Source organism: Aeromonas sp. 2HA2 (assembly GCF_029237345.1).
GTDB lineage: Bacteria > Pseudomonadota > Gammaproteobacteria > Enterobacterales > Aeromonadaceae > Aeromonas > Aeromonas salmonicida.
On record NZ_JAACGB010000010.1, the window covers coordinates 141330 to 166960 of the forward strand.

The window sequence follows — 25631 nt, forward strand, 5'->3', positions numbered from 1 at the left end:
GCCGTGTCTCTGAAGGATCAACTCAAGGATCAACAAAAACTTGCCATGCTTGCCAGAGATAAGGCTCGCTTGGGGGCGATCCGTTTGTTGATGGCAGAAATCAAGCAACGTGAAGTTGATTCCCGTATCGAGCTCAATGATGAGGATATCCTCGCTGTCGTGACCAAAATGGTCAAACAGCGCCGCGATTCCATCAGCCAATTTGAAGCTGCCGGTCGCCAGGATCTCGCCGACAAAGAGTCCGCCGAGATCGTTGTGCTGCAGGAATTCCTACCACAACAGCTGACCGCAGAGGAAATTGCCGCACTGATTGAGCAAGCCATCACTGAAAGTGGTGCTGCCGTCATGGCTGATATGGGCAAGGTCATGGCTGTCTTGAAGCCGAAAATTCAGGGGCGTGCCGATGTTGGCGCCGTCAGTGCTCAGGTGAAAACCCGCTTGGCGTAACAGGCAACTCTCTTGTTTGGTCGAAGAAGCCGTGCTTCCCTGGGAATGCGCGGCTTTTTTTATTTTCTACGCAGTGAAACAGGACGGTTATGGCAGGCAGGATCCCACAATCCTTTATCGATGATCTGCTCGTACGCACAGACATAGTCGAGCTGATCGACTCGCGAGTGCGGCTGAAAAAAGCCGGTAAGAACTACCAGGCTTGCTGCCCTTTTCATAACGAAAAAAGCCCTTCTTTTACCGTCAGCCAGGAGAAACAGTTTTATCACTGCTTCGGCTGTGGCGCCCACGGCAATGCTATCGGCTTTGTCATGGAGTACGACGGTCTCGAATTCCCCGATGCCATTGAAGAGCTCGCCAGCATGCATGGCATGCAGGTGCCTCGCGAGCAGAGTATTGGCGGCTCGAGCAATAGCCAACCGGCCGTCAGCAAGGATCTCTATGAGCTGATGAACCAGATCACCCGTTTCTACGAGAGCAACCTGAAGAGTGCCCCCCTGGCGGTGGAATACTTGAAGGGGCGCGGCCTGACTGGTGAAGTGGTCAAGCGTTTCAATATTGGTTATGCCCCTGCAGATTGGGATCAGGTGAGACGCCGTTTTGGCGCCAGCCGCGATCACGAGCAGTTGCTCGTCTCGGGTGGCATGTTGATCACTCGTGACAGCGGTGCCGGCAGCTATGATCGTTTCCGCGATCGCATCATGTTCCCGATCCGGGACAAGCGCGGCCGAGTCATAGGTTTTGGTGGCCGGGTACTGGGTGATGGCACGCCCAAGTACCTCAACTCGCCGGAAACCCCGATCTTCCACAAGGGGCGAGAGCTGTTCGGCCTCTACGAGGTAAAGCAGGCCCACAAGGATCCTAGCCGGATCCTGGTAGTCGAAGGCTACATGGATGTGGTGGCGCTCGGTCAATACGACATCGATTATGCCGTTGCTGCCTTGGGAACAGCCACCACAACTGACCATATCCACACCCTGTTTCGCACCACGGCAGAGGTGGTTTGCTGCTACGACGGTGACAATGCCGGTCGTGAAGCGGCCTGGCGAGCGCTGGATAATGCACTGTCCCATCTGCAGGATGGACGTGAACTCAAGTTCGTGTTCCTACCCGATGGAGAAGATCCGGATTCGCTGGTGCGTCAGATTGGCAAGGAAGGTTTTGAGGCCTTGCTGGATCAAGCTCAACCCTTCGCCGACTTCATGTTCGAGCGTCTGGGGCGGGATGCTGCCCTCTCCGGTGAGGCGGGCAAGTTCGAGGTGGCCAACAAGGCTGCCGAGCTTATTCGCCGCGTACCGGAAGGGTTTACCCGCGAAGGGTTGATCACCCGCCTCTCCAGCATGATGCGCTGGGGGGAGAATAAACAACGTATTGCCGAATTGTTCGCCCGCAATAGCCAGCCGAAGGCAGAACTCACCAAACCCAAAGCTGCCAAGCTGACACCATTGCGCCGAGCACTGGCGCTGATGGTGCAGTATCCGTCGGTCACCGCCGAACTGCCGGCCATGCCTGAGCTGGCTGGATTGCGGGTGCAAGGCATCAGGTTTCTGCTGCAGCTGCATCAGCAGATCCTGGCGCAATCCGGCATTACTACCGGTATCTTGCTGGAACACTGGCGCGGCACCAAAGAAGGCGAGATCCTGGCCCAGTTGGCTATGCACGACTTGTTTGAAGAGGTAAAGCTCGACCAAGAGCCGGATATTCTGGGAGAATTGCAGGATACCTTCGTCGGCTTTATCAACCAGTTTCTGAAGCAACGAATTGAAGAATTGCAGGCCAAGGTGGCTCAGGAAGGGCTAAGCTCTGAGGAAACACAGGAGCTGATGATGCTGATCAGAGAAGTGCAGATTGAGAAAAGAAATGAGAGTGGGGCTTGATAATTGAGTGATTAGTCCCAATATAAATAGCGTTGCCCGAATCGACGGGATTAAAAGCAAACACTTTATGACCGCCTGGCCCCGACAATACTGCGGGCAGGGGTTTCTCACGACCGACGCCGCAACCAGACATAGCATGTCTGGCGGTTTTCTATTAGAATTGGCTATTTGCGCAGCAGCGCACTGTACGCGCAACCTAGCATCACCAACCGGATGAGTTCTATGGAGCAAACCCCGCAGTCTCAGCTTAAACTCCTCGTTGCCAAAGGTAAAGAACAGGGCTACCTGACCTATGCCGAGGTGAACGATCACCTCCCGCAAGACATTGTCGACTCTGACCAGATCGAAGACATCATCCAGATGATCAACGACATGGGTATTCAGGTGGTTGAAAACGCCCCGGATGCCGATGACCTTATCATGGCTGAAGGTGGTACCGCCGATGAGGACGCTGCCGAAGCAGCTGCCCAGGCACTGGCATCTGTTGAATCTGAGATTGGTCGAACGACCGATCCCGTCCGCATGTACATGCGGGAAATGGGTACCGTCGAACTGCTGACCCGCGAAGGCGAAATCGACATCGCCAAGCGGATCGAAGACGGTATCAACCAGGTACAAAGCTCCGTTGCAGAGTACCCGGAAGCGATTACCTATCTGCTCGAGCAGTATGATAAATACGAAGCCGAACAGCTGCGTCTGTCCGACATCATCTCAGGTTTTATCGATCCCAACGAGGCCGATGATGTAGCACCGACTGCTACCCATATCGGTTCCGAACTCGGCGAAGACGATTTGGCCGACGAAGATGAAGACGAAGACGAAGATGAAGACGACGATGGTGACAGCTCGGATGACGAAGGTGACGGTGGTCCTGATCCGGAAGTTGCTCGCGAGAAGTTTGGTGATCTGCGTGCCCAGTATGAGGTAACTCGCCTCTCCATTCAGAAGAATGGTCGTGCTCACGAAGATACCCAGGCTGCGATTGCCCAGCTGGCCGATGTGTTCCGTCAATTCCGCCTGATGCCCAAGCAGTTCGATCGCCTGGTCAACAACATGCGCGAAATGATGGAGCGCGTCCGTGTGCAGGAACGCATCATCATGAAGCTCTGCGTTGAGCAGGCCAAAATGCCGAAGAAAACCTTCGTTGCGGCCTTCACCAACAATGAGTGTGAAACTGCCTGGTTTGAATACCAGAAACAGGCTGGCAAGGCTTGGTCTCCACGTCTGCTTGAGATGGACGAAGAAGTACTGCGTTCCATCGGCAAACTGCAGCAGATTGAAGAAGAGACGGGGCTGTCCATCGCCCAGATCAAGGACATCAACCGTCGCATGAGCATTGGTGAGGCTAAGGCCCGCCGTGCGAAGAAAGAGATGGTTGAGGCCAACTTGCGTCTGGTTATCTCTATCGCCAAGAAGTACACCAACCGCGGTCTGCAGTTCCTGGATCTGATCCAGGAAGGCAACATAGGTTTGATGAAAGCGGTAGACAAGTTTGAATACCGTCGCGGCTACAAGTTCTCGACCTATGCCACCTGGTGGATCCGTCAGGCCATTACCCGCTCCATCGCGGATCAGGCCCGTACTATCCGTATCCCGGTGCACATGATCGAGACCATCAACAAGCTCAACCGTATCTCCCGTCAGATGCTGCAGGAGATGGGTCGTGAACCGAACCCGGAAGAGCTGGCCATGCGCATGGGCATGCCGGAAGACAAGATCCGCAAGGTACTGAAAATTGCCAAAGAGCCCATCTCCATGGAGACGCCCATTGGTGATGATGAAGATTCCCACCTGGGCGACTTCATCGAAGATAATACGCTTGCTTTGCCAGCTGACGCTGCGACCAGCGAGAGTCTGCGCAACGCTACCCGCGAAGTGCTGGCCGGTCTGACCGCACGCGAAGCCAAGGTGCTGCGGATGCGTTTCGGGATCGACATGAACACTGACCACACCCTTGAGGAAGTGGGTAAACAGTTCGACGTTACCCGCGAGCGTATTCGCCAGATCGAAGCCAAGGCACTGCGCAAACTGCGTCATCCGAGCCGCTCGGAAGTGCTGCGCAGCTTCCTGGACGAATAGTCCCTAGGTATCTGCTCGAGTTGCCGTCTCAAAAGCCCCGCCATGCGGGGCTTTGTTTTATGCGGGTTTCACGAAGAGGCCGGGGGAACAGATATATTGATAGCCGAGTGGACAAAATGTCGCCAAGTGATTGATCTGCCTATGGACTGACTAGCAGACATCCCCTATAATCCACGCCGCAAACCAACATTCTGGCCCCTTAGCTCAGTTGGTTAGAGCAGTCGACTCATAATCGATTGGTCGCCCGTTCAAGTCGGGCAGGGGCCACCAAATCCAGACAACGCCGCTCATTATGAGCGGCGTTGTCGTTTCTGGCGCTTACCATCGCCGATCCAGATCGGTGGCGTAGAGCGCCATGGCGCGTCGATAAGGGATCAGATCGGCAGTGGTTGTCGTCTCTGCCAGCACCGCCAGCAGGCTCTCCATTCCCTCCTTGTGGCGCCCCAGGTTGTAGCAAACCATGGCGCGAAATACTTTGAACTCATTGGCATTCGGGAAGCAGGCGAGACCCTGCTCGAAGGCCGTCAGCGCCTCCGGATACTGTCCTGTGGTGCGATAAGAGCTGCCAAGGCCGAGCCAGGCTCCGCGTAGCGCATCACCCGTCAATCCCAGTGCGATGGCCCGCTGATAGAGGGGGATCGCCTGTGCCTCTCGCCCCAGGTTATCGTGCAGGCCAGCCACTTCATAATGCAGCTCGGCGTTTTGCGGATGCTCTGCGAGCTGAAGCAGGCCGTGTTGACGAGCCTCTTCGATCCGTCCCTCGGCTTTCAGATTTTGTAGCTGTTCCATATGGGCTCCTGCATGGGAATGTCGACTCAGTATGCCTGCGAGTCGGCGACCGGGAAATGACAGAGGGTGCGCTATCGTGTGGGTGCAAGGGGCAGTTGAGATGGCCCCACATGAGCAGGGCCTCCTGCCCGGATGGGAAGGAGGCCCTGCTGGTTGGTCGCAACCTGAAAGCGTCGCAACCCCTTGGGGTTTACTGGGCGTTCAGGCTGTAGGTCAGGGTTTGATCGTTGAAGCGGACCACATAGGCTCCCACCACCGGGGTAGTGATGTCGGCACCGGTCAGATCGGCGACGCCATCCGTGTTGGTATCCCCGTAGTTCTGGCTCCAGTCACCCTTTACATCGAACTTGAAGCGCTGGTTGGTCTGGCCATCGAAGGTGACTCGTGCTTCCCACTGATTGTCGGCGACCAGGGTCATGGCAAGAACACCCCAGCCGTTCGGGGTACCGCGAAAGTGCAGGGTCGGCAGCTCGCTGGTGTAGGCGCCACTGCCGTCGGTCACGTTCACTGTCGCGCTGGCACTGGCTGTCAGCCCTTCTGTATCGGTGACAGTGACTGTCACTGTGCGGGAACCCAGGGTATCGAACTGGACAGTCTCTGTCTTGCCGCTGCCACCGGTGGACCAGCTGTAACTCGCAACACCGGCATCATCGGTGGAGCCTGAGGCGTCAAACACCAGGTTCTCACCCAGCTTGACGCTGGGGTTTTTGGGCGAGATGACGGCAACTGGCGCCAGGTTATTGTTCAACGCAGTGACCGTGTAGCTGAGATCGCTCTCCTTGAGGGCGATGCGATACTGGCCTGCACCATCGAAGTAGATATCCTTGCTGCTGCCCTTGTCGGCAATGCCGTCTCCTTCGTTGTCACCGTAGTTCTCGGTCCAGTTGCCAAACACATCGAACTTGAAGCGCTGTGCACCGCTGGTGTCACCGGCGCCGGTGAAGTTGACGATGGCCGACCAGATGCGGTTGGCGTCCACCTGCATTGCCGTGTTGCCCCAGGCATTATGGGTACCGCGCAGGTTCAGGCTACTGAATCGGTTACCCGGAATGACGCCACCGCAAGGGGCTGCCTTGGTACAGCCGGCCAGGATGGCGGCGGCCTTCATGCCGACGAGGTTCAGGCTGGCCTTGCCGCTGCCGTCGACCTTGATGTAGGTGCTGCTGCAGTAATCATTGCCACTCAGGATGTTGCAGTACTCGCCAGCGGGCAGTCCGGTCTGGATCGAGGCTATCAGGTTGCCGCTTTCGTTGTTGATGGCGACGAAACCTTTGTCACCCCGACCGAAGGCAATCTGGTTGTTGCCGTTATCCCACCAGTTGTTGACCGGCAGATCCTTGGTCTGGTTGTGGAACATGGCCATGTTCATGATCTGTGGACGGCGTTGTTCACAGTTCCACTGGGTATCGGAGCAAGGTGTGCTGCCAGGGGCGCCCTTGTCGGTTTCGTAGGTACCCATGTTCTCGAAGCGATATCCCGACATTACCTGTTTCCAGCCATAGGGCCAGGCCATCATGAAGACGTTGGCCAGCTCATAGCGGGCACCGTTCATGAAAGTGAGCATGCCGCCGCCACCGTGACCGCGCTCGCGGTCGTGGTGGCGGCAGTGTGGCTGAATGAGCTCAGCACCGCCGCGAGCATGGCAGTTCGAAACAGTGTGTTGTGCATGACGATTTTCCCTTCGATTTTGCTGTTATTGATGTGTCACTGTCGGAATTTCGAACGGACAACGAACAATCCTCGTTCGGCTCAGTAGCATCAATGAAATCGATCTGGTTGAAAATCAAACAATTTTATTTAGTTAATAATTGTGAATGAAAATGCTTTCATGCGCTGTTTGAACGGCTATCGATGACAAGGTATGGGGCTTTCCAGCGCCGGAGTGATTCGGTATAGATGCTGGCGTTAAGCAGGGGAAGGATGACTGGGTAGCAGGTGCGGGTTTGCCGATGCAGCATGGCTGCATCTAAATGGTGTCGGGATACGGGCACCCGGGGAGGATGCCCGTCTGGGTCAAGAGTGCGGCTCTTGCCGGGCTGTTGCGGTCCGCTGGCGCATCGGCAACATGCGAGCTACCAGGTTGCTGCGCTGACGCCAGGAGGTGAACGCCAGGGCCGTCAGGTGCAGAGCAATCAGCCCCTGCAACGCCCAGGTGCACCAGACGTGCCAGTCATCGGCACCCAGCTCAAACCCCGTCTCCGTGTTCTGGAACCAGCCGCTACCTGCGGTGGCCAGTACGGTCAGCCAGAGCGCCCATACTGCCAGTTTGCCGCTGCCATGATGACCGGGGGCGGCCGGAGCACGTTCCCGCAGCTCCACGGCCTGCTGGCGAAAATCTTCCCGGCTCGGGATCAGGGATCGCAACCGGGCATGGTCTTTGGCGAAAGAGAGTCCCCACAGCAGGCGCAGGACAATCAGTGCCATGGCTGCGTACCCCAGCCATTCATGCCACTCCTCCCCGGCTTCGTTGAGCCAGAGATTGCCGATACAGGCAGCCGCCACACCCCAATGGGTGAGGCGGACCAGACTATCCCAGTGAAAGGGATCAGCCTTTTTGCTTGGCATATTTGTGGTACTCCTTCTTCAGGTCATTGACCTTGGCCAGGTGCTCGCGCGCCTTGGCCTCGTCACCTGCCTTGAGGGCGGCCAGGCTGGCATCCAGCTCGGTCTGCACCTCGTTCATGCCTTCCAGGAACTTCTCTTTCTTGGCTGTTGGCATGTTCTTCTGCTTGGCGACGTCGAGCTGAGCCTTCATCTCGTTGATGTGCTTCTCCATGGTGGCTGCATCGTCAGCTTTGACAGCCTGCTTGTAGTTGAAGCCGATCTTCTTCATCGGCTGTTCCAGATCACCCGCCATGGCAGGCAGGGCCATCAGGCCAAACATCAGGGGCAGCAACAGGGGGCGAACAGTTTTCAACATGGAATTTCCTTATTGGACGACATTGCGGTTTCTTATGGCACTCTTTTGAGTGCGGTTAATTTAACATGATGCCATGAAGATTGGGCAATTGTATGAAGAAAGTACGACCAATTGTGTCCAAGTGTGTCCATTGTGCTGATCACATGTAGCACGCCGAATGGCACCTGGTTTGTCAGACGATGGACGTTGGCGAGGGGAGGAATAGCGACATCACAACCCCGTTGCTGGTAATCGGGCGGTGCCGGGCAGCAAAAAGGGCCCGCAGGCCCTGATGATCATGGTGGTGGCGAAGGCGGGAATTACTGCTCCTGCTCGCGCTCTATGGCACGCCAGCCGATGTCCTTGCGGTAGAAGATGCCATCCCACTTGATGCGACCAGCCAGCTGATAGGCGCGTTGCTGCGCCTCGGCAACCGTGTAGCCCAGCGCGGTGGCGCACAGCACGCGGCCACCCTGGGTCAGGCTGGTATCCCCTTCCAGTCGGGTACCGGCATGGAACACCTTCTCACCGGCCACTTCATCCACCGGCAAGCCGCTGATGGGGTGATTGCTGCTGTAGTCGCCAGGATAACCACCCGCTGCCAGCACAACACCGATGGCGGCGCGAGGATCATAGATGGCCTCTTTCTGATCCAGCTTGCCTTCGCAGGCGGCCAGGCAGAGCTCCACCAGATCGGACTGCATCCGCAGCATGATGGGCTGGGTCTCGGGGTCGCCGAAGCGGCAATTGAACTCGATCACCTTGGGGTTGCCCTGGCCATCGATCATCAAGCCGGCGTAGAGGAAGCCGGTGTAGACATTGCCTTCGGCCGCCATGCCACGCACGGTTGGCATGATCACCTGCTCCATCACCTTCTTGTGCACCGCATCGGTGACCACGGGTGCGGGGGAGTATGCGCCCATGCCGCCGGTGTTGGGGCCTGTGTCGCCATCGCCGACCCGCTTGTGATCCTGACTGGTGGCCATGGGCAGCACATGTTCGCCATCCACCATGACGATGAAGCTCGCTTCTTCCCCATCCAGAAACTCTTCGATCACCACACGGGCACCGGCATCGCCGAATGCATTGCCGGAGAGCATGTCACGCACGGCGTCTTCCGCTTCTTGCAGGGTCATGGCGACGATCACGCCTTTACCTGCCGCCAGACCATCGGCCTTGATGACGATGGGAGCACCCTTCTCACGCAGATAGGCGAGCGCAGGATCCACCTCGGTGAAGTTCTGGTAGTCGGCGGTCGGAATGGCGTGACGGGCCAGGAAATCCTTGGTGAAGGCCTTGGAGCCTTCCAGCTGGGCGGCGGCGGCGGTTGGGCCGAAGATGGGCTGACCGGCGGCGCGGAAGGCATCGACCACCCCCTTCACCAGCGGGGCTTCAGGCCCGACTATGGTGAGACCGACCTGTTTCTCTTTGGCAAAGGCCAGCAGCCCCTCGATGTCGGTCGCCTCGATGGCGACGTTCTCGACGCCAGGCTCCAGCTGGGTGCCCGCATTGCCCGGTGCGACGAAGACGTGGTGCACCAGTGGAGAGTGTTTGGCCTTCCAGGCCAGGGCGTGTTCACGACCGCCGTTGCCAATGATCAGTACTTTCATCGTATCGCTCGCTTCTATTTGTGGTAACCGGCTCGGCCCGCAGATGGCGCGTCGCCGGTTGAAAATAGTCAGTTGAAAAGAGACAACAAAAGGGTCGCCAGCGGCGACCCTGACTCATCAGTGACGGAAATGGCGCATGTTGGTGAACACCATTGTCATGCCATGTTCGTCGGCGGCGTCGATCACTTCCTGATCGCGCATCGAGCCACCTGGCTGGATGACGCAGGAGATACCGGCGGCCGCAGCGGCATCGATACCGTCACGGAACGGGAAGAAGGCATCGGACGCCATGACGGAGCCCGCTACTGTCAGCCCTTCATCCTCGGCTTTGATGCCGGCGATCTTGGCGGAGTAGACCCGGCTCATCTGGCCGGCGCCGACGCCTATGGTCTGGCCCTCTTTGGCGTAGACGATGGCGTTGGATTTGACGAACTTGGCCACTTTCCAGCAAAACAGCAGATCTTTCAGTTCGGCTTCGGTTGGCTGGCGCTTGCTGACCACTTTCAGGTCGCCCTGGGTCACCATGCCGAGATCCCGCTCTTGTACCAGCAGGCCGCCATTGACCCGTTTGAGGTCAAACCCCTGGGCCGGTGCAGTCCACTGGCCGCACTCGAGCAGACGAACGTTCTGCTTGGCGGCGACCACATCGCGAGCCTCCTGGCTCACGCTCGGGGCAATGATCACTTCCACGAACTGGCGCGCGACTATGGCGGCGGCGGTGGCCCCATCCAGTTCGCGGTTGAAGGCGATGATGCCGCCAAAGGCGGAAGTGGGGTCGGTCTGGTAGGCGCGATCGTAGGCAGTCAGCAGGTCATCGCCGATGGCCACGCCGCAGGGGTTGGCGTGCTTGACGATAACGCAGGCGGGCTCACTGAACTCTTTCACGCACTCCAGCGCCGCGTCGGTATCGGCGATGTTGTTGTAGGAGAGCGCCTTGCCCTGCAACTGTTGGCTGCTTGCGACAGAACCCGGGGTGGCATGCTCCTCGGCATAGAAGGCGGCAGCCTGATGGCTGTTCTCGCCGTAGCGCATGTCCTGCTTCTTGATGAACTGGCTGTTGAAGGTGCGCGGGAAACGGGACTCGGCATCACCCTCCTTGTTGTCGCCATAAGAGGGCACCCCATAACTAGGAACAAGGGTACCGAAGTAGTTGGCGATCATGCCGTCGTAGGCGGCAGTGTGCTCGAAGGCGGCGATGGCAAGGTCAAAACGGGTAGCCAGTTTCAGGCTGTTGCCGTTGGCATCCATCTCGGCGATCACGCGTGCGTAGTCGGCTGCCTTGACCACGATTGCCACGTCTTTGTGGTTCTTGGCGGCGGAGCGCACCATGGTCGGGCCGCCGATGTCGATGTTTTCGACTGCATCGGCCAGGGTACAACCGGCTTTGGCCACGGTAGCGGCAAAGGGGTAGAGGTTGACGACAACCATGTCGATGGGGGAGATATTGTGCTGGGCCATGATGGCGTCATCCTGATCCCGACGGCCGAGAATGCCGCCATGAACCTTGGGATGCAGGGTCTTGACCCGACCATCCATCATTTCAGGGAAACCCGTGTAGTCGGAGACCTCGGTCACCGGCAGACCCGCGTCGCCGAGCAGCTTGGCGGTGCCGCCAGTGGAGAGCAGGGCCACGCCACGTTCGTTGAGTGCCTTGGCAAATTCCAGGATGCCAGTCTTGTCAGACACACTCAGCAGTGCACGGCGAATGGGTCGAGCTTGTTCCATCACACTATCGTCCTCAGCATGCGGGAACTTCTATGGCAGGCAAGCGCACTGGGTCGCACCAAACACAGAGAGTCCCCAAATAAATGTAAGTGGGGGATTTCGCAAACCACTCTCGCCTGAAAGACCCGTTTCTGGCAAAAGCGTTTTAGGAAATGCCCGCTTGACGCGACGCTCTCTTGTGGGCGCGTATTCTACACAAAAAATGTGACCTGTGGTGGATTTTTTAAAGTGACAAAGCCTTGTCTGGTGCGGTGTTAAACGTTTTCTGGTTGTTTTTTGTGAAACGTTTGTCTTTTCAGTGTTTTGATGAAAAAAAGCGGCGGACTCACCTTTTGCTTGCCCCTTTCCTGCCCTTGGCTGGCAATCAAGGGGCAAAGGGGCGATAGTAGGTTCCGGTTTTTTCGAGTGGCAAACCAGAAGGGAGGCAGGGCATGTATCGGATCGGTGAACTGGCCAAGGCGTGCGGGGTAAAGGCGGATACCCTGCGCTTTTACGAGAAGAACGGCCTCATCTCGCCGGGGGTCCGCAACGAGTCCGGCTACCGCCTCTACGGCGAGCAGGACAGGCGGCGACTCGAGTTCATCATACGTGCCAAGTCGGTGGGCTTCTCCCTTGCCGACATAGGTGAGCTGCTCGATCTCGACACCCACAAGGCCAAGGTGACCTGTCAGGAGGTGAAGGCGGTGGCCGACACCAAGCTGGCCCAGGTGGAGCAGAAGATCATGGAGCTGACCCGCTTTCGCGAAAATCTGCGCGAGCTCTCCAACATCTGCTGCGGCGGTCCACGCTCGGCGGAGCACTGTGCCATCCTGGAGGTGCTCGAATCCGGCGCCCCCGCCCAGCATGAGCATCATGCCCACGCTCATGAATAAACCCATTGACCCGACAGCGGTTGCTGGTGGCGAGCATCCAGATAGCGCCCTATCAGCCGTTTGCGCACAGAGACAAACATCATGATGACAAGACCCGAAGTCACCGTCTTTCTGGCGCTTTCCCTTGATGGCTTCATCGCGGGGGAGGCCCACTCACTCGACTGGTTGACGCCTTATTCTTCCGATCCCCCCGATGAAACCGGGTTCAATGCGCTGATGGAGCATAGTGATACGCTGCTGATGGGGCGCAATACCTATGATGCCATCATGGGGTTCGGCGTCTGGCCCTATGACGGATTGAGAGTCAGGGTGATGACGCACAATCCCGTCGAGCCTCGCTATCAGGAACAATTTGTCAGTGGTGAACTGAGGCAGGTACTGGCCAGGCTGTGGGATGAAGGGGCCCGTCATGTCTATCTGGATGGTGGCAACCTGGTGCGCCAGGCTCTGCAGGCCGACCTGGTCGATACGCTGACGCTGTCCAGCGTCCCGGTGCTGCTTGGCAAAGGCATTCCGCTGTTCGGGGCTGATATCCCGGTGAGTCATTGGCATCCAGCTCAGGTAAAGACGCTGCCAAGCGGGATAGTTCAGGTGAGTTACCAGCGAGAGCAAAAGGGCTGATCAGTTTGCCAGGATGCCATTGTGACGGCGGCGATTTGGTGACAAAATCGCTGCGTTTTTGACCTGGGCCACAGGGCCTGCAGAGAAAACCGCCATCCAGCCAATAACGAGAGAGAAGAGAAGGAGCCACTATGGCCAAGAGAAGGGTTGATGAGCCCGTCATCGTGCAGGATATCGCCGCTCAGGCAGGCTATGCCCACAGGCGCGGGGAGATAAAGGATAACCACTTGCAAGCCCTGCTCACGGATCCGCTGTTTCGCAGCCGGGTCGAGCAAAACAAGAAGGGCAAGGGGAGTTACCAGCGCAAGGCCAAATATGGCAAGCGGTGGGAGCCCGGCCAACAGCAGATGAGCCGCATCTGCTGCTGAGCGGGTTTCTGCCGCAAGGCATGACTGACACAATGAGGGCGCCATGGGCGCCCTCATTGTGTTGGCAGTGAAGCCGGACCTTGCCATGCCCCGTCGGCTTACTCGTCCATAAAGAGTTCCAGCAGCACGTTCAGGTAGCGATGGCCGAGGGCGGTGAGCTGCCAGCAGTCACCCAGATCTTCGATCAGCTCCTTGGTCTGGGCAATCGCGAGCATAGTCTCCACCCGCTCCAGGCCCAAGCCGGTGTAAGCCTCGAACTCCGCCTTGGGGGCCGGCTCGAATAATCTGAACCGGTTCATGAAGTACTCCAGCGGCAGTTCGTCCTCGGTCACCTGCCACTGCTTGTCCAGGTAGGGGCGGGCGGGATCCAGATAGCCTTTCGGGTGCTTCACCTTGGCGCTGCGCAGTATCTGGCCGCTGGCAAGATCCGTCATCTTGCCGTGGGCGCCGCAACCTATCCCGAGATAATCGCCGAAACGCCAGTAGTTGAGATTGTGGCGGCACTGATAGCCCGCTTTGGCATAGGCCGAGATCTCGTACTGCTGATAGCCCCGGGCGGTGAGCATGGCGTGCCCCTGCTCGTAGATGTCCCACAGGGTGTCATCCTCCGGCAGCCGTGGCGGCTTGGAGGCAAAGGCCGTGTTCGGCTCTATGGTGAGCTGATACCAGGACAGATGCGGCGGCGCGCAGTCGATGGCCTGCTGCAGATCATAGAGGGCGTCGTCCAGGCTCTGGTCCGGCAGGCCGTGCATCAGGTCCAGATTGAAGGTGGGCAACTTGATGGCGTGGGCCAGTTCGGCGGCCTTGCGTGCCTCTTCGGGGCCGTGGATGCGACCGAGCCGGGTCAATTTTTCTTGCTGGAAGCTCTGTACCCCGATGGAGATGCGGTTGATGCCCGCCTGCTTGAAGCCGGCGAACTTGTCCGCCTCCACAGTCCCCGGGTTGGCTTCCATGGTGATCTCGCAATCCGGCGTCAGGGGGATGCGGGCGCGCACCCCATCCAGCAGGGTCTGCATGGCCTCTACCGTCAGCAGGCTGGGGGTGCCACCGCCGATAAAAATGGAGGAGAGCGGACGCCCCTGGGCCCACTTCAGATCCAGATCCAGATCCTCCAGCAGAGCGGCCACATACTCGAGGTGGGGCAGCTCCCCTTTCTGGGCGTGGGAGTTGAAGTCGCAGTAGGGGCACTTCTGGACGCACCAGGGCACATGGATATAGAGGGAGAGGGGCGGCAGTTGCAGCATGGGGCTTCCAATAATCAAAAATAAAAACGGGGGCTGACGGCCCCCATTGTAGATGACAATGCTTGATTGGCGAGAGGCGGCGAACTCAGTGAGTCGCAGCCAGAGCGGCTTTCAGCTTGGCCAGCGCCTGGCCGCGATGACTCAGCTGGTTTTTTAGCTCGCTCGGCATCTGGGCCGAGGTGCAGTCATGGTCGGGGACGAAGAACACAGGATCATAGCCAAAGCCGTGCTGGCCGCGGGGCTCGTCGATGATCATCCCCTCCCAGCTCGCCTGGCAGATGATGGGGGTAGGATCGTCGGCGTGACGCATGTAGACCAGCACGCACCAGAAGCGGGCACTCTTGAGATAGTCGGGGGCACCCTTGAGCTCGGCCAGCAGCTTGTCGATGTTCTCCTTGTCGCTGGCAGCGGCGCCTGCAAAACGGGCGGAGTAGACGCCGGGGCGACCGTGCAGCAGATCCACTTCCAGTCCCGAGTCGTCGGCGACGGCGGGCAGACCTGTAATGCGGGCGGCGTGACGGGCCTTGATGATGGCATTCTCGACGAAGGTGGTGCCGGTCTCGTCGGCATCAGGCACAGCAAACTCGCTCTGCGGGATCACCTGGATCTTCATATCGGCCAGCATGGTGGCCAATTCCTTCACCTTTTTCTGGTTCCCTGTTGCCAGGACAAGCTTGTTCATCGAGCACCTCCGCAAAATAATCTGCGCATTCTATGCGGGGCACGCCTTGAGTAAAAGCGCCAATTGCCCTCAATACCTCCGAGGCTTGCCACTACTTTGACCCCGGTGGAGGTGCGAATAACATACATGTTTCCGTATAGGAATAACCAAAGTGATTAAATACCATTTCAATTCATTACTGTGAGTCAGTAGACTCGCGCCCCAATCGATTTTCCGTAAGCCATGAGGTGACTGATGCCATTGATTCTTCTGCTTGTACTACTGGTGCTGTTCAGTCCGCTGGCCATCGACATCTACCTGCCGGCCATTCCGCAGATGGCCGAGCAGCTAGGTGCCGAAGTGACACTGATGCAGGGCACCATCACCTGGTTCCTGTTCAGCATGGGGCTGGGTCAGCTGCTGGTGGGGCCGCTCGCCGACCGTTATGGCCGCAAGCCCATCGCTCTGGGTGGTGTGCTGCTCTATGGCCTGAGCGCTCTGGCGGCCGGCTTTGCCGCCAGCCTGGGTGAGCTGATGCTGGCGCGGGTGCTGCAAGGCTTCGGCGCCTGTGCCACCTCAGTCGCCGCTTTTTCTGTGGTGCGTGACAGCTATGGCCCCAAGAAGAGCGGCCAGATGATCTCCTATCTCAATGGCGCCATCTGCTTTATTCCGGCGCTGGCGCCGCTGCTGGGTGGCTGGCTCACTGCCAAGGCGGGCTGGTCTGCCAACTTCTGGTTCATGGCAGGCTATGCGGCCATCGTCGGCAGCTGGCTGCTGTGGCGGATGCCGGAGACCCGCCCGGGCGAGACAAGCAGCAGTGGTCCGCTCATCAGCTGGTCCCGCTACAGCCCTGTGCTGCGCTCTCCCAGCTTCCTGTTCAACGCCTGTCTGTGCATGTTGGCGATGGCGGTGATCCTGGCTTATGTCACGGCCGCCCCTGTGCAGCTGATGGTGAAACTGGGGCTGGACATGAGCGGTTTCAGCTACTGGTTCACGGCCAATGCGGCGCTGAATATCCTCGCCTGCTTCCTGGCACCCCGTTTCGTCGCCAGAGTCGGGCCGAGACGCACACTGCGCATCGGTCTGCTGGTGATCACACTGTCAGCCATGGCGCTGACCCTGGTGCAGCATATCGACCACCCGCTGACCATGATGGGGCCCGTGTTCTTCTCCAGCATCGGCTTTGCCATGGTGCTGGGGGCCGCGGCCGGCATGGCACTGGCACCGTTCGGCCACTGTGCCGGTACGGCAGCGGCCCTGCTCGGCCTGTTCCAGATGAGCGGCTCCGGCGCCTTGGTGGGGATCACGGGCTGGTTGATGCCGGATCCGCTCAACCAGCTGGCGCTGCACATGTGGCTGCTGTTGCCGCCATTGCTGTTGCTGCTGACCCGTCAGGGCCGGCGCTTGTGTTTGCAATAAATCCTGTGCTCTGATGGGGACACTCAGGGGGCCATGAGCCCCCTGTTCTTTTTGCAGGCGACATCTCGCCTGATTCTCATGACACACAGACCCGTGGAGAAAACCGGATGAGCCAGACTCTCAACGCCGCCCTGGTGGGCTATGGCTTTGCAGGCAAGACCTTTCACGCCCCCTTCCTGACCAGTACTCCGGGCCTCTCCCTCAGTTGGGTCGTGAGCCGCGATGCGGCCAAGGTGCAGGCCGATCTGCCCGGTTGCCGGGTTGGCTCGCTGGAAGAGGTGTTGGCCGACAGCGCTGTTGATCTGGTGGTGATCGCCACCCCCAACGACACCCATGCCCCGATTGCCCGCCAGGCGCTGCTGGCCGGCAAGCACGTGGTGATCGACAAGCCGTTCGCGCTGGATCTGGCCGAGGCAAAGGCGCTTGTTGAGCTGGCCGGGAAGCAGCAGCGGCTGCTCAGCATCTTCCACAATCGGCGCTGGGACGGGGATTTCCTTACTGTGCGCCGGCTGCTGGCAGAGGGGGCCCTGGGGCAAATTGCCCAGTTCGAATCCCACTTCGACCGCTATCGCCCCGAAGTGCGCCAGCGCTGGCGCGAAGCGGGCGGCCCTGGATCGGGTCTGTGGTTCGATCTTGGTCCTCATATTCTGGATCAGGCGCTGCAACTGTTTGGTCAGCCCGACTGGTTGCAGGCGGACTTGGCCCTTCAGCGGCCGGGTGCATTGAGTGATGACTACTTCCACGTGATGCTTGGCTATGGCGAATTGAGAGTGATATTGCACGGCAGCTGTCTGGTGTCGGCCACCATGCCTCGCTTCGTCATTCACGGCAGTGAAGGATCCTTCATCAAATTCGGCATGGACGTGCAGGAAGATCAGCTCAAACTTGGCAAGCGGCCCCCGGCGGCCGACTGGGGTCTGGATGGTGAGCCCGGTCAGCTCAGCCGTATTCGGGAGGGGCAGTTGCAGCAAGAGACAGTGGCCGGTGAGGCAGGGGATTACGGTGCCTACTATCGCGGTGTTTGCGCCGCCATTCTGGGGGAGGGAGAGAATCCCGTCCCGGCCAGCGAGGCACTGGCCGTGATGGCGCTGCTGGATCTGGCCCGTGACAGCCACCAGCAGGGGAAACGGCTGGTTTGTCAGGTTTTGTCTGATTGATACTTCTGTCGTGGGCATCATTCGGCCAGATGCAATCACCACTTGCTGCCAGTGAATGTGCCATCTTTGGTGATTTATTATACTAAGCGGCAGTTTGGTGAGTGTTTTGTGTTAATTTTTTTCGTTGTAATAGTTCTTTTCATCTAGCCAACGAGAAAATATCATTGTGATACTCGTTTCCATTGGCCGCGTATGGGGATATATTTCGCGCGCCTCTTGGCTCCCGGCCTAATGGGTTTCTAACCGGGTGAAAGGACGCACTGTGATGGTTGAATGAACCATCTCTCCATATTTTTTTGAGGGTATGCACATGAACAAAGTACTGGTAGCCGGTATCCTGGGTCTGATGTTGACCGCCTGTGGTCAGAAAGAAGAAGCCGCTGCTCCGGCTGCGACTCCGGCCGCCGACGTTGCTGCAACTGTTGAGAAAGCCGCTAGCGAAGCCACTGCTACTGTAGAGAAGGCTGCTTCCGAAGCGACTGCAACTGTTGAGAAAGCTGCTGCTGACGTAGCCACCAAGGCTGAAGCCGCAGTGAGCGATGCCAAGGCCAACTAAGCCTGCACCTCATCTGAAGACGGGCCCAAAGGTAACTTTGGGCCCGTTTTTTATGCGTGATTGCAGGCCGGATTGATACGCGAAGTGAGGATGTGGTCCTCCCAGCGACCATTGATCATCAGGTAATCCTGGGCATAGCCCTCCCGCTCAAAGCCAAGGCGCTCGAGCAGGGCGGCGCTGCGCAGGGTGATTGACTGGCATATGGCTCGCTTTATGACGCTAGACCGCGGGATTGAGCCGGGCGGTGAGAACATGATCCTCCCAGCGGCCATTGATCATCAGGTAATCCCGGGCATAGCCCTCCCGCTCAAAGCCAAGGCGCTCGAGCAGGGTGCCGCTGCGCAGATTGGCTGGCATATAGCTTGCCATGACGCGGTGCAGGCCGTGTTCCCGAAACAGATAGGCTATTCCGGCACCGACCACCTCTTGCATCAGACCCTGACCCTCATGGGCTTTATCGACGGCATAACCGAGGTGACAGGCCTTGAACATGCCCATCATGATGTTGGTGAAGTTGCAGGTGGCGATCACCTGCTCGCCCTTGGGGTCGAGCGCCACCAGATGGACGGCGCTGCCATTGAAGAACTGGCCATAGCTGTCGCGCAATCGACCATGCCAGTGACTCAGGGTATAGAAGCTCTCGTCACGGCTGGGTTCCCAGGGGCTGAGGTGAGCGCGGTTGCGCAGATAGAAGTCCAGCATCAGGTCGGCCCGTTCGGGTGGCAGAACAGTGACTCGGGTGCGGGCCGTGCTGAGGTGTGGTAGTGCCATCAAGATTCCCTCTGTGGATTCATGAGCATGGTGCCGGCCGCTGGGGGCAGGGCAGCCTGCGACCATCAGTGATCCCGTTGTCTTAGCCAGTCATCGCGCAGCAGGCCGTAGTGGACGTGATCCACCACCCGATCTGTCAGCCGCTCGGCCCGCCGTGTGATCCCCTCCTGCTGCATGCCGAGTCGTTCGCACACCGCCCGGCTCGGCTCGTTCTCCACCGCCGCGCTTATCTCGACCTTTTCCATTCCCATCTCTTCAAAGGCGTGATGGATCAATGCCTGACAGGCGCGGGTGATGATGCCGTTGCCCTGCCAGCGCTCCGCCAGCCAGTAGCCTATGGTGACCTTGGCCAGCGCCTGATCGATCTGGTTGTAGCCGATGACGCCAACCACTTCCCCCTGATATTCGATGGCGGTGGTCAGCCCCTCGCCCCGGGCAAATTTCTCGATGGCGTGGCGGATGAAGGTGGCGCTGTCAGCCGGCTGCTGTATGTAGGGGGGCCAGGGCAGCCACTGGGTGAGGTAGTCGCGGTTCTCCCGGCACAGGCCGAAAAGTTCGCTGGCCATGTCGGGCTGCAAAAACAGCAGTGCCAACTCGTCGTCCAGTTGCCATGAAAACATCCTTACCTCCCACCCGAAAATAGGCCTTTGCTGGCCGCCAAACAGCCAATGTAGCCAATCAACCCCTTGTTCGCCAAGGACTTTCATCCTCTCACTTGCGTCCGCTATCCCCATATGGAGGGGCCCATATGCGGGGTTGTTCGAGGCCTTGCCATTCTCCGCCCTTTTTCAGCGCGATTCACTACTTCTGGTTTTGTTTTCGCTACTGAACAGGTGTAACAGCAGATCCTGCTGCGGGTTCATGCTGCTCTGTCACATATGACAGGCAGCAATTTTGATCTCGACAACTAGTGTAGGAACGCCGGGCAACGGATCCGGCGTGTAACCTTCATCGACCTAAGGAAAGACGAGATGAACAAAGTGTATTTGGCCGTGGTATTGGCCTGCTGGGGAAGCGCAGCCTTGGCTGCAGAACAGGTAGAAGTGCATCAGGTCGCGGGTATTCAGGGGGCACCGAGCGGCGCTGCCGGTGTCAGCGCTCTGGCCGGGGATGGCGAGTTTCGTCAGGTACGGGTAGTCAAGTTGCCCAATGGCCAGCAGCGGGTTCGCTATGAGCAAACCTGGCGCGGCATTCCGGTTTGGGGTCAGGTGCTGGTGGCCGAACAGTCTCTCGGTGGGCAGATAAGCCAGGTTTCCGGCCAGATGTTGCGCCAGATTGATGCCGACGTGGCCAGCCCTACCGCCGCCCTGTCGCCAGCTGACGCTGCTGGCAAGGCCCGTGCCGGGGCCAAGGGCAGCAACGAGCGGGTCAAGCTGTTCGTGATGCAGGATGAGGCAGGTCAGGCCCGTCTGGTCTATCTGGTCTCCTGGCTGGCGGCAAGCGAAGAGCCGAGCCGCCCCTTCGTGGTGATCGATGCCCAGAGCGGCGCCGAGCTCAAGCGTTGGGAGGGGATCAACCACAAGGATGCCACAGGCCCGGGTGGCAACATCAAGACCGGCAAGTACTTCTATGGCGCGGACTTCGGCCCCCTGCTGGTGGATGACAGCTGCCGCATGACCAGCCCGAACGTGGATACCATCAACCTCAATCACGCGACCTCGGGTGGCGCCGTGCACCAGTTCACCTGCCCGGAGAACACGGTCAAGGAGATCAATGGCGCCTACTCGCCGCTCAACGATGCCCACTACTTCGGCAATGTTGTGTTCAACATGTATCGCAACTGGTACAACACGGCGCCGCTCAACTTCAAGCTGAAGATGCGGGTGCACTACAGTCGCAACTATGAGAATGCCTTCTGGGACGGCAGCCAGATGACCTTCGGGGATGGTGCTACCACCTTCTATCCGCTGGTGAGCCTGGACGTGGCGGCCCACGAGGTGAGCCACGGTTTTACCGAACAGAACTCGGGGCTGGTCTATTCCGGTCAGTCAGGTGGCATCAACGAAGCTTTCTCCGACATGGCGGGGGAAGCGGCCGAGAACTTCATGAAGGGCAGCAATGACTGGCTGGTGGGCGCCCAGATCTTCAAGGGCAACGGCTCCCTGCGCTACTTCGAGGATCCGACCAGGGATGGCCGCTCCATCGGTCATGCCAGCGATTACTACGATGGCATCGACGTGCACCACAGCTCGGGCGTCTACAATCGGGCCTTCTACCTGCTGGCCAACACCAGTGGCTGGAACACCCGCAAGGCATTCGAAGTGTTTGTGCTGGCCAACCGGCTTTACTGGGGCGCCAATACTACCTTCGATCAAGGCGCTTGTGGCGTGACCAGGGCGGCCACCGACCTGGGCTACAGCCTGACTGACGTGGCGGCAGCCTTTACTACTGTCGGGGTCAATGCCTCCTGTGGTACCACGCCCCCCCCCGGCAGCGTGCTGCAAAACGGGGTCCCCGTGAGCGGGCTCTCCGCCGCCAAGGGTGGCAAGGTGAACTTCACTATCGATGTGCCGGCCGGCAAGAGCCAGCTGGTGGTCGCCAGCAGTGGTGGCACAGGTGATGCGGATCTCTACGTCAAGTTTGGTTCGGCTCCGACCAGCACCAGCTATGATTGCCGCCCCTACAAGATTGGCAATACCGAGACCTGCACCCTGAACTCGCCCCAGGCGGGTACCTGGTATGTGCAGCTGAGCGGCTTCAGCGCCTTCTCCGGGGTGACCCTCAAGGCGACCTACTGATCCTTGGTTGATGTGACTTAGCGTTTGGCGCCGGACTTGTCCGGCGCTTTTTTATGCAGATTTGCCTGACCAGTGCCGGGCAAGGGTTCTGGCTGCCTCCAGTACCCGCTCCTTGGCTGGATTGGGCCGCTTGCCGCTACGCCAGGCCATCATGACATCCCAGTGATCCGGCGGCAGGTCTACCACATCCAGCTGGACCAGGCGGCCAAACTCCAGATCCCGGCTGATGGCGAGTGCCGGCATCAGTGTGATGAAGCCGTGCTCCAGCGCCAGTTCCCGCGCCGCGCTGGCGGGCTGAATGGCGTGCAGCGGGCTCGTTACCTGACGCAGCAGCCGCAGTTGCAGGATCAGCTCGTCACAGCCGATGCCCCACTGCTGGGGAGCCAGCCGCTCGTTGGCGATATCTTGCAGGGTCAAACCTTGTCTTCCCGCCAGCGGATGGGTGGCGCAGGCCACCGCTATGATGGGGGAGCGGTAGAGCAGTTCGAGCTGGATACCGGCTATGGCGGGGCACTTGAGGATGAAGCCGACGTCGGTTTCCCCGGTCAGCAGTTCCTGCATTATGATGCCGGAGTGATCTGTGTTGCAGCGGATCTCGAACGCTTCGTCTACCAATGCCAGCAGCAGGGGGCCAAACACTACCGTGGTCAGGGAGGGCAGGCAGGAGAGCTTGATGCGTGGCAGGGCCGGTGCTCCCTGCATCGCCAGACGTCCCCCTTCCAGTGCACTCAGGGCGGCTGCCGCCGCAGGCAAAAACTGCTCGCAAGCCGGAGTGGGCGTGGCCCCACGTCTGTGGCGGCGAAACAGGGGCTGCCCCAGCGCCTGCTCCAGTACGGCGATCCGCTGGCTGACCATGGGTTGCGACCAGCCACGAATGGCTGCCGCCTTGCTGAAGCTGCCGCGATTGACCACATCCAGTAGTAATTGCAAGTCATCCAGGGTCATAGCCATAACGTAATCCAATATGAAATATAGCCAGTTGTCGGCTACCACTATATCTGGCGCCCTTCCAGAATAGCAGTCTCAATTGTTGCGAATTGGCATATTGCCATGCCGGGTCAGAGGGTTGCAGTTACCCTTTGCCCGATTTGACGACGGTGTCATCCGGGCGATGAGACGAGCGAGTTGGATGTCATTAGCAAAGCAGGGGTCAGGCAGTCATGGTGGAGCGGGCGAGGCGGTTGGGGCGGTGGTTTTTGGCGTTGGATTCCCTCTTGGTGATCCTGGGATTTTTCGTGGTGATGCCCATGATCAGTCTGCGCTTCGTGGATCAGCTGGGCTGGGCGGCCGGTGTGGTCGGTCTGGCGCTGGGGTTGCGTCAGCTGACCCAGCAGGGATTGGGGGTGCTGGGGGGATCGCTGGCAGACAAGTTCGGTGCCCGGCCACTCATAGTGGGGGGCATGCTGTTGCGGGCCGCGGGGTTTGCCAGTCTGGCCTATGCCCAGAGCGGGCTTGAGCTGATCCTCTCCTGCATCATCTCGGGGCTGGGTGGTTGCCTGTTCGATCCACCCCGTGCCGCCTTGGTGATCAAGTTTACCCGCCCGCGTCAGCGGGGCCGTTACATCTCCTTGCTGATGATGCTGGAGAGCGCCGGCGCCGTGGTGGGGGCCCTGCTTGGCAGCTGGCTGCTCAACTTCGACTTCGAGTATGTCTGCCTGCTTGGGGCGGGTCTGTTTGTCTGTGCGGCCCTGTGCAACCTGCTGATCCTGCCCCCCTACAAGCTCTCGCAGCGGCCGACGCCTATCCGTGCCGGTCTGGGCCAGGTGCTGGCGGACACGGCCTTCTGCCGGCTGGTGCTGATCCTGAGCGGCTACTACGCGCTCTGGGTACAGGTGATGCTGATTTTCCCCATCCTGGTCAAACAGATGGCGGGCACCACCACGGCGGTTGGCTGGATGTATACCCTGGAGACCGCCATCTCGCTGACGCTGCTCTATCCGCTTGCCCGCTATGGGGAGAAGCACTTCAAGCTGGAAAACCGCCTGATGGCGGGCGTACTGCTGATGACAACCGGGATCGGGCTGGTGGCGTTTGCCACTACGCAGCCCGCCGTCTTCGTATTGCTGGCCTGCTTCTATCTGGGGATCGTCATCGCCGAGCCGGCGCGAGAGACGCTCATGACCAAGTTGGCACAGCCGGGGGCTCGTGGCAGTTACATGGGATTCAGCCGGCTGGGGCTGGCGCTCGGTGGCATGACGGGATACGTGGGGGGCGGGGCTCTGTATGACTACGCCAACGTCCAGGGGCAGCCCTGGTTACCTTGGCTGGTGCTGGGAACGGTTGGCGTGACTAGCTTGTTGCTGCTGGTGAACTGCTTTCACCGCGAGCCGAGTCTGGCGCGGGTCAACATCTGACGGGCAATAAAAAACCGGCCGCAGGGCGGCCGGTAAAATACAGTAGGCAATTCAGGGAAAACTTAGAAGTTGTACTGCAGGGCCACGGCGACCACGTCGTCGGTGTTCTTGCCGAGCGAGTTGGTGTGGGTACCGTTGACGTTGTCCAGCAGGTTGATCTTGTAATCAACATAGGCATTGAAGTTGTCGGTGAAGTTGTACCAGGCACCGATGGAAACATATTCGGTGGCGGTATCGTCAATGCCGCGGGCATTGTCTTTCACGTCGGTACGCAGGTAGGCCAGAGACGGCTTGAACTTGCCGAAGGTGTACTGGGCCACGGCTTCGTAGCCATCCATCTTCTCGGCGTAGCCGTTGTTGACGAACAGGTGGTCTTCACCGTGGGAGTAAGTAGCGGCCAGGTAGAGGTCGCCGACGGCGTACTTGGCACCCACACCGTACAGCTTGGCATCGCGGTCGCCACCGAAGGCAGCGTTGTCAGCCTGCTCGTCGGTCTTGCCAGCCTGGTTGTAGGCGGCACCCAGACTCAGACCCATGTCGAAGTCATAGTTGGCGGACAGGGCGAAACCTTCAGCAGACCCTTCTGAATTCCAGGTGCTGTTCGGGCCGGTCATCTCGGAACGGCCAGCGTTCTGCGGATCGTTGTTGCCGGTGAACTGGGCACCCAGGGTCAGACCCTGATAGGTGTAGATGTACTGAGCCAGACCGTTGGTGCGGCCGGTGCCGAATACTTCGGTGTCTTTACCCAGGCCATCACCACCCCATTCCGGCAGCACGTCTGTGTAGTTGTTCACCGCCTTGGTGAACAGGCCATCCTGACGACCATAGCTGAAGGCACCGAAACGATCGTGCTTGATACCGGCGAAGGCATAACGCAGTTCGTCGTTGTCAGAACCGGACACCGGCAGGTTGTACTCGGCAAAGCCGAAAGCGGTCAGCTCGTTGTCGATCTTGGTTTCGCCGGCAATGTGCAGACGCAGATAGCTCTTGTCGCCTTCAGAACCGTTGTTATCAGTGCCGTAGTACATGCCTTGAGCACGGCCACCTATCTCGAGTTTGGTGTCGTTCTGGTCATAGACGGTCGCGGCTTGGGCGCCGCCAGCCAGCAGCACGCTGGAGATGGCCATAGTCAATGCTGTCTTCTTCATCGTTTTTTCCTCTGTGTAAACAATGTCGGACCTGTGCTCGGTCCTGCAGGATCGGTTGCTGTTCCGATGGCCCAGAGTAGATCTGTGAACCTTGATAGGAACTGAAGCAGTCGAGGATTAATTGACTGAGAAAGGGAAACACGAGGAATAAAAAACGGCCCAATGAGGGTAATGCCGATCAGTTAAGGATCCATTGACCGATCCTGCTGATGTGTAAAAATCCGAAACCTGTTGATTTGGTTTCGGATTTTTTATGCGTATCGAACAGGCCCTCGACTTCCTTCACGCCAGCAATG

At 58.9% G+C, this 25631-nt stretch carries 23 protein-coding genes, 1 tRNA gene and 1 pseudogene; 12 read left to right on the top strand and 13 right to left on the bottom strand.

What is annotated here, in order from left to right; translation table 11 throughout:
- Positions 1 to 3: 3 nt before the first annotated feature.
- From GWQ29_RS14410 to GWQ29_RS14425, 4 genes are all read left to right on the top strand, one after another.
- Entirely contained in the window at positions 4 to 447 is a 444-nt protein-coding gene (locus GWQ29_RS14410; RefSeq protein WP_219597790.1) for a GatB/YqeY domain-containing protein, read from the top strand.
- An 89-nt stretch (positions 448 to 536) separates the two neighbouring features.
- The gene (gene dnaG, locus GWQ29_RS14415) at positions 537 to 2324 is read left to right on the top strand and encodes a DNA primase (RefSeq protein ID WP_275919698.1); all 1788 of its coding nucleotides are present in this window, start codon (positions 537 to 539) and stop codon (positions 2322 to 2324) included.
- A gap of 213 nt (positions 2325 to 2537) precedes the next feature.
- The gene (gene rpoD / locus GWQ29_RS14420) at positions 2538 to 4403 is read left to right on the top strand and encodes an RNA polymerase sigma factor RpoD (protein ID WP_081100716.1); all 1866 of its coding nucleotides are present in this window, start codon (positions 2538 to 2540) and stop codon (positions 4401 to 4403) included.
- A 193-nt stretch (positions 4404 to 4596) separates the two neighbouring features.
- Positions 4597 to 4673 (top strand) — tRNA-Ile (locus tag GWQ29_RS14425).
- 48 nt (positions 4674 to 4721) lie between these two features.
- Here the strand turns inward: GWQ29_RS14425 and GWQ29_RS14430 are convergent.
- The 6 genes from GWQ29_RS14430 to purH form a co-directional block, all read right to left on the bottom strand.
- Entirely contained in the window at positions 4722 to 5192 is a 471-nt protein-coding gene (locus tag GWQ29_RS14430) for a tetratricopeptide repeat protein (RefSeq protein ID WP_275919699.1), read from the bottom strand.
- 190 nt (positions 5193 to 5382) lie between these two features.
- A complete protein-coding gene (locus GWQ29_RS14435) occupies positions 5383 to 6756 on the bottom strand; it encodes an alpha amylase C-terminal domain-containing protein (protein WP_275919700.1) in 1374 nt (457 codons plus the stop codon).
- Between the two features lie 449 nt (positions 6757 to 7205).
- Entirely contained in the window at positions 7206 to 7757 is a 552-nt protein-coding gene (locus GWQ29_RS14440) for a cytochrome b/b6 domain-containing protein (RefSeq protein ID WP_111589071.1), read from the bottom strand.
- Positions 7738 to 8112 carry a cytochrome b562 gene (locus GWQ29_RS14445; RefSeq protein WP_159165445.1) on the bottom strand — a complete coding sequence of 125 codons (375 nt, stop codon included), beginning with the start codon at positions 8110 to 8112 and terminating at the stop codon, positions 7738 to 7740. Before GWQ29_RS14445 ends, GWQ29_RS14440 begins: the two co-directional genes overlap by 20 nt.
- 299 nt (positions 8113 to 8411) lie before the next feature.
- Entirely contained in the window at positions 8412 to 9701 is a 1290-nt protein-coding gene (gene purD / locus GWQ29_RS14450; RefSeq protein ID WP_155603097.1) for a phosphoribosylamine--glycine ligase, read from the bottom strand.
- A gap of 117 nt (positions 9702 to 9818) precedes the next feature.
- Entirely contained in the window at positions 9819 to 11426 is a 1608-nt protein-coding gene (purH, locus tag GWQ29_RS14455) for a bifunctional phosphoribosylaminoimidazolecarboxamide formyltransferase/IMP cyclohydrolase (RefSeq protein WP_275919701.1), read from the bottom strand.
- Positions 11427 to 11857: 431 nt separating this feature from the next.
- On the opposite strand from purH, the gene zntR reads away from it, so the two are divergent.
- From zntR to GWQ29_RS14470, 3 genes are all read left to right on the top strand, one after another.
- Positions 11858 to 12298, top strand: a complete 441-nt coding sequence (gene zntR / locus GWQ29_RS14460; protein ID WP_275919702.1) for a Zn(2+)-responsive transcriptional regulator — start codon at positions 11858 to 11860, stop codon at positions 12296 to 12298.
- Positions 12299 to 12379: 81 nt separating this feature from the next.
- Entirely contained in the window at positions 12380 to 12919 is a 540-nt protein-coding gene (locus tag GWQ29_RS14465; RefSeq protein ID WP_111589076.1) for a dihydrofolate reductase family protein, read from the top strand.
- 131 nt (positions 12920 to 13050) lie between these two features.
- Positions 13051 to 13287, top strand: coding sequence for a ribosome alternative rescue factor ArfA (locus GWQ29_RS14470; RefSeq protein WP_169047451.1), 237 nt, complete (start codon positions 13051 to 13053; stop codon positions 13285 to 13287).
- Between the two features lie 98 nt (positions 13288 to 13385).
- On the opposite strand, the gene hemW is transcribed toward GWQ29_RS14470, so the two are convergent.
- Both hemW and rdgB read right to left on the bottom strand, forming a co-directional pair.
- Positions 13386 to 14531 carry a radical SAM family heme chaperone HemW gene (gene hemW, locus GWQ29_RS14475; RefSeq protein ID WP_275919703.1) on the bottom strand — a complete coding sequence of 382 codons (1146 nt, stop codon included), beginning with the start codon at positions 14529 to 14531 and terminating at the stop codon, positions 13386 to 13388.
- 85 nt (positions 14532 to 14616) lie between these two features.
- Positions 14617 to 15213, bottom strand: coding sequence for an RdgB/HAM1 family non-canonical purine NTP pyrophosphatase (rdgB, locus tag GWQ29_RS14480; protein WP_275919704.1), 597 nt, complete (start codon positions 15211 to 15213; stop codon positions 14617 to 14619).
- Positions 15214 to 15447: 234 nt separating this feature from the next.
- On the opposite strand from rdgB, the gene GWQ29_RS14485 reads away from it, so the two are divergent.
- From GWQ29_RS14485 to GWQ29_RS14495, 3 genes are all read left to right on the top strand, one after another.
- A complete protein-coding gene (locus tag GWQ29_RS14485) occupies positions 15448 to 16611 on the top strand; it encodes a multidrug effflux MFS transporter (protein ID WP_275919705.1) in 1164 nt (387 codons plus the stop codon).
- A gap of 107 nt (positions 16612 to 16718) precedes the next feature.
- Positions 16719 to 17768, top strand: a complete 1050-nt coding sequence (locus tag GWQ29_RS14490; RefSeq protein ID WP_275919706.1) for an oxidoreductase — start codon at positions 16719 to 16721, stop codon at positions 17766 to 17768.
- Between the two features lie 310 nt (positions 17769 to 18078).
- The gene (locus tag GWQ29_RS14495) at positions 18079 to 18324 is read left to right on the top strand and encodes a hypothetical protein (RefSeq protein WP_005318949.1); all 246 of its coding nucleotides are present in this window, start codon (positions 18079 to 18081) and stop codon (positions 18322 to 18324) included.
- A 50-nt stretch (positions 18325 to 18374) separates the two neighbouring features.
- On the opposite strand, the pseudogene GWQ29_RS14500 reads toward GWQ29_RS14495, so the two are convergent.
- The 3 genes and pseudogenes from GWQ29_RS14500 to GWQ29_RS14510 all read right to left on the bottom strand — a co-directional run.
- Positions 18375 to 18506, bottom strand: a pseudogene (locus GWQ29_RS14500) (30S ribosomal protein S5 alanine N-acetyltransferase); the annotation flags it as partial.
- Positions 18507 to 18543: 37 nt separating this feature from the next.
- Complete coding sequence (rimJ, locus tag GWQ29_RS14505; RefSeq protein ID WP_275919707.1) at positions 18544 to 19095, bottom strand: ribosomal protein S5-alanine N-acetyltransferase; 552 nt, start codon at positions 19093 to 19095, stop codon at positions 18544 to 18546.
- Positions 19096 to 19160: 65 nt separating this feature from the next.
- Complete coding sequence (locus GWQ29_RS14510) at positions 19161 to 19715, bottom strand: GNAT family protein (protein WP_275909541.1); 555 nt, start codon at positions 19713 to 19715, stop codon at positions 19161 to 19163.
- Positions 19716 to 20066: 351 nt separating this feature from the next.
- Here GWQ29_RS14510 and GWQ29_RS14515 point away from each other — a divergent pair, with 351 nt between their 5' ends.
- Positions 20067 to 21833 carry a M4 family metallopeptidase gene (locus tag GWQ29_RS14515; protein WP_275919708.1) on the top strand — a complete coding sequence of 589 codons (1767 nt, stop codon included), beginning with the start codon at positions 20067 to 20069 and terminating at the stop codon, positions 21831 to 21833.
- 51 nt (positions 21834 to 21884) lie between these two features.
- Here GWQ29_RS14515 and GWQ29_RS14520 read toward each other — a convergent pair whose 3' ends face one another.
- Entirely contained in the window at positions 21885 to 22784 is a 900-nt protein-coding gene (locus GWQ29_RS14520; RefSeq protein WP_275919709.1) for a LysR family transcriptional regulator, read from the bottom strand.
- Between the two features lie 209 nt (positions 22785 to 22993).
- Here GWQ29_RS14520 and mdtH point away from each other — a divergent pair, with 209 nt between their 5' ends.
- The gene (gene mdtH, locus GWQ29_RS14525; RefSeq protein ID WP_275919710.1) at positions 22994 to 24187 is read left to right on the top strand and encodes a multidrug efflux MFS transporter MdtH; all 1194 of its coding nucleotides are present in this window, start codon (positions 22994 to 22996) and stop codon (positions 24185 to 24187) included.
- Positions 24188 to 24249: 62 nt separating this feature from the next.
- Here mdtH and GWQ29_RS14530 read toward each other — a convergent pair whose 3' ends face one another.
- Positions 24250 to 25335 (bottom strand): porin, encoded by a 1086-nt coding sequence (locus GWQ29_RS14530; RefSeq protein WP_265421918.1) that lies wholly within the window; start codon positions 25333 to 25335, stop codon positions 24250 to 24252.
- Between the last annotated feature and the right edge of the window lie 296 nt (positions 25336 to 25631).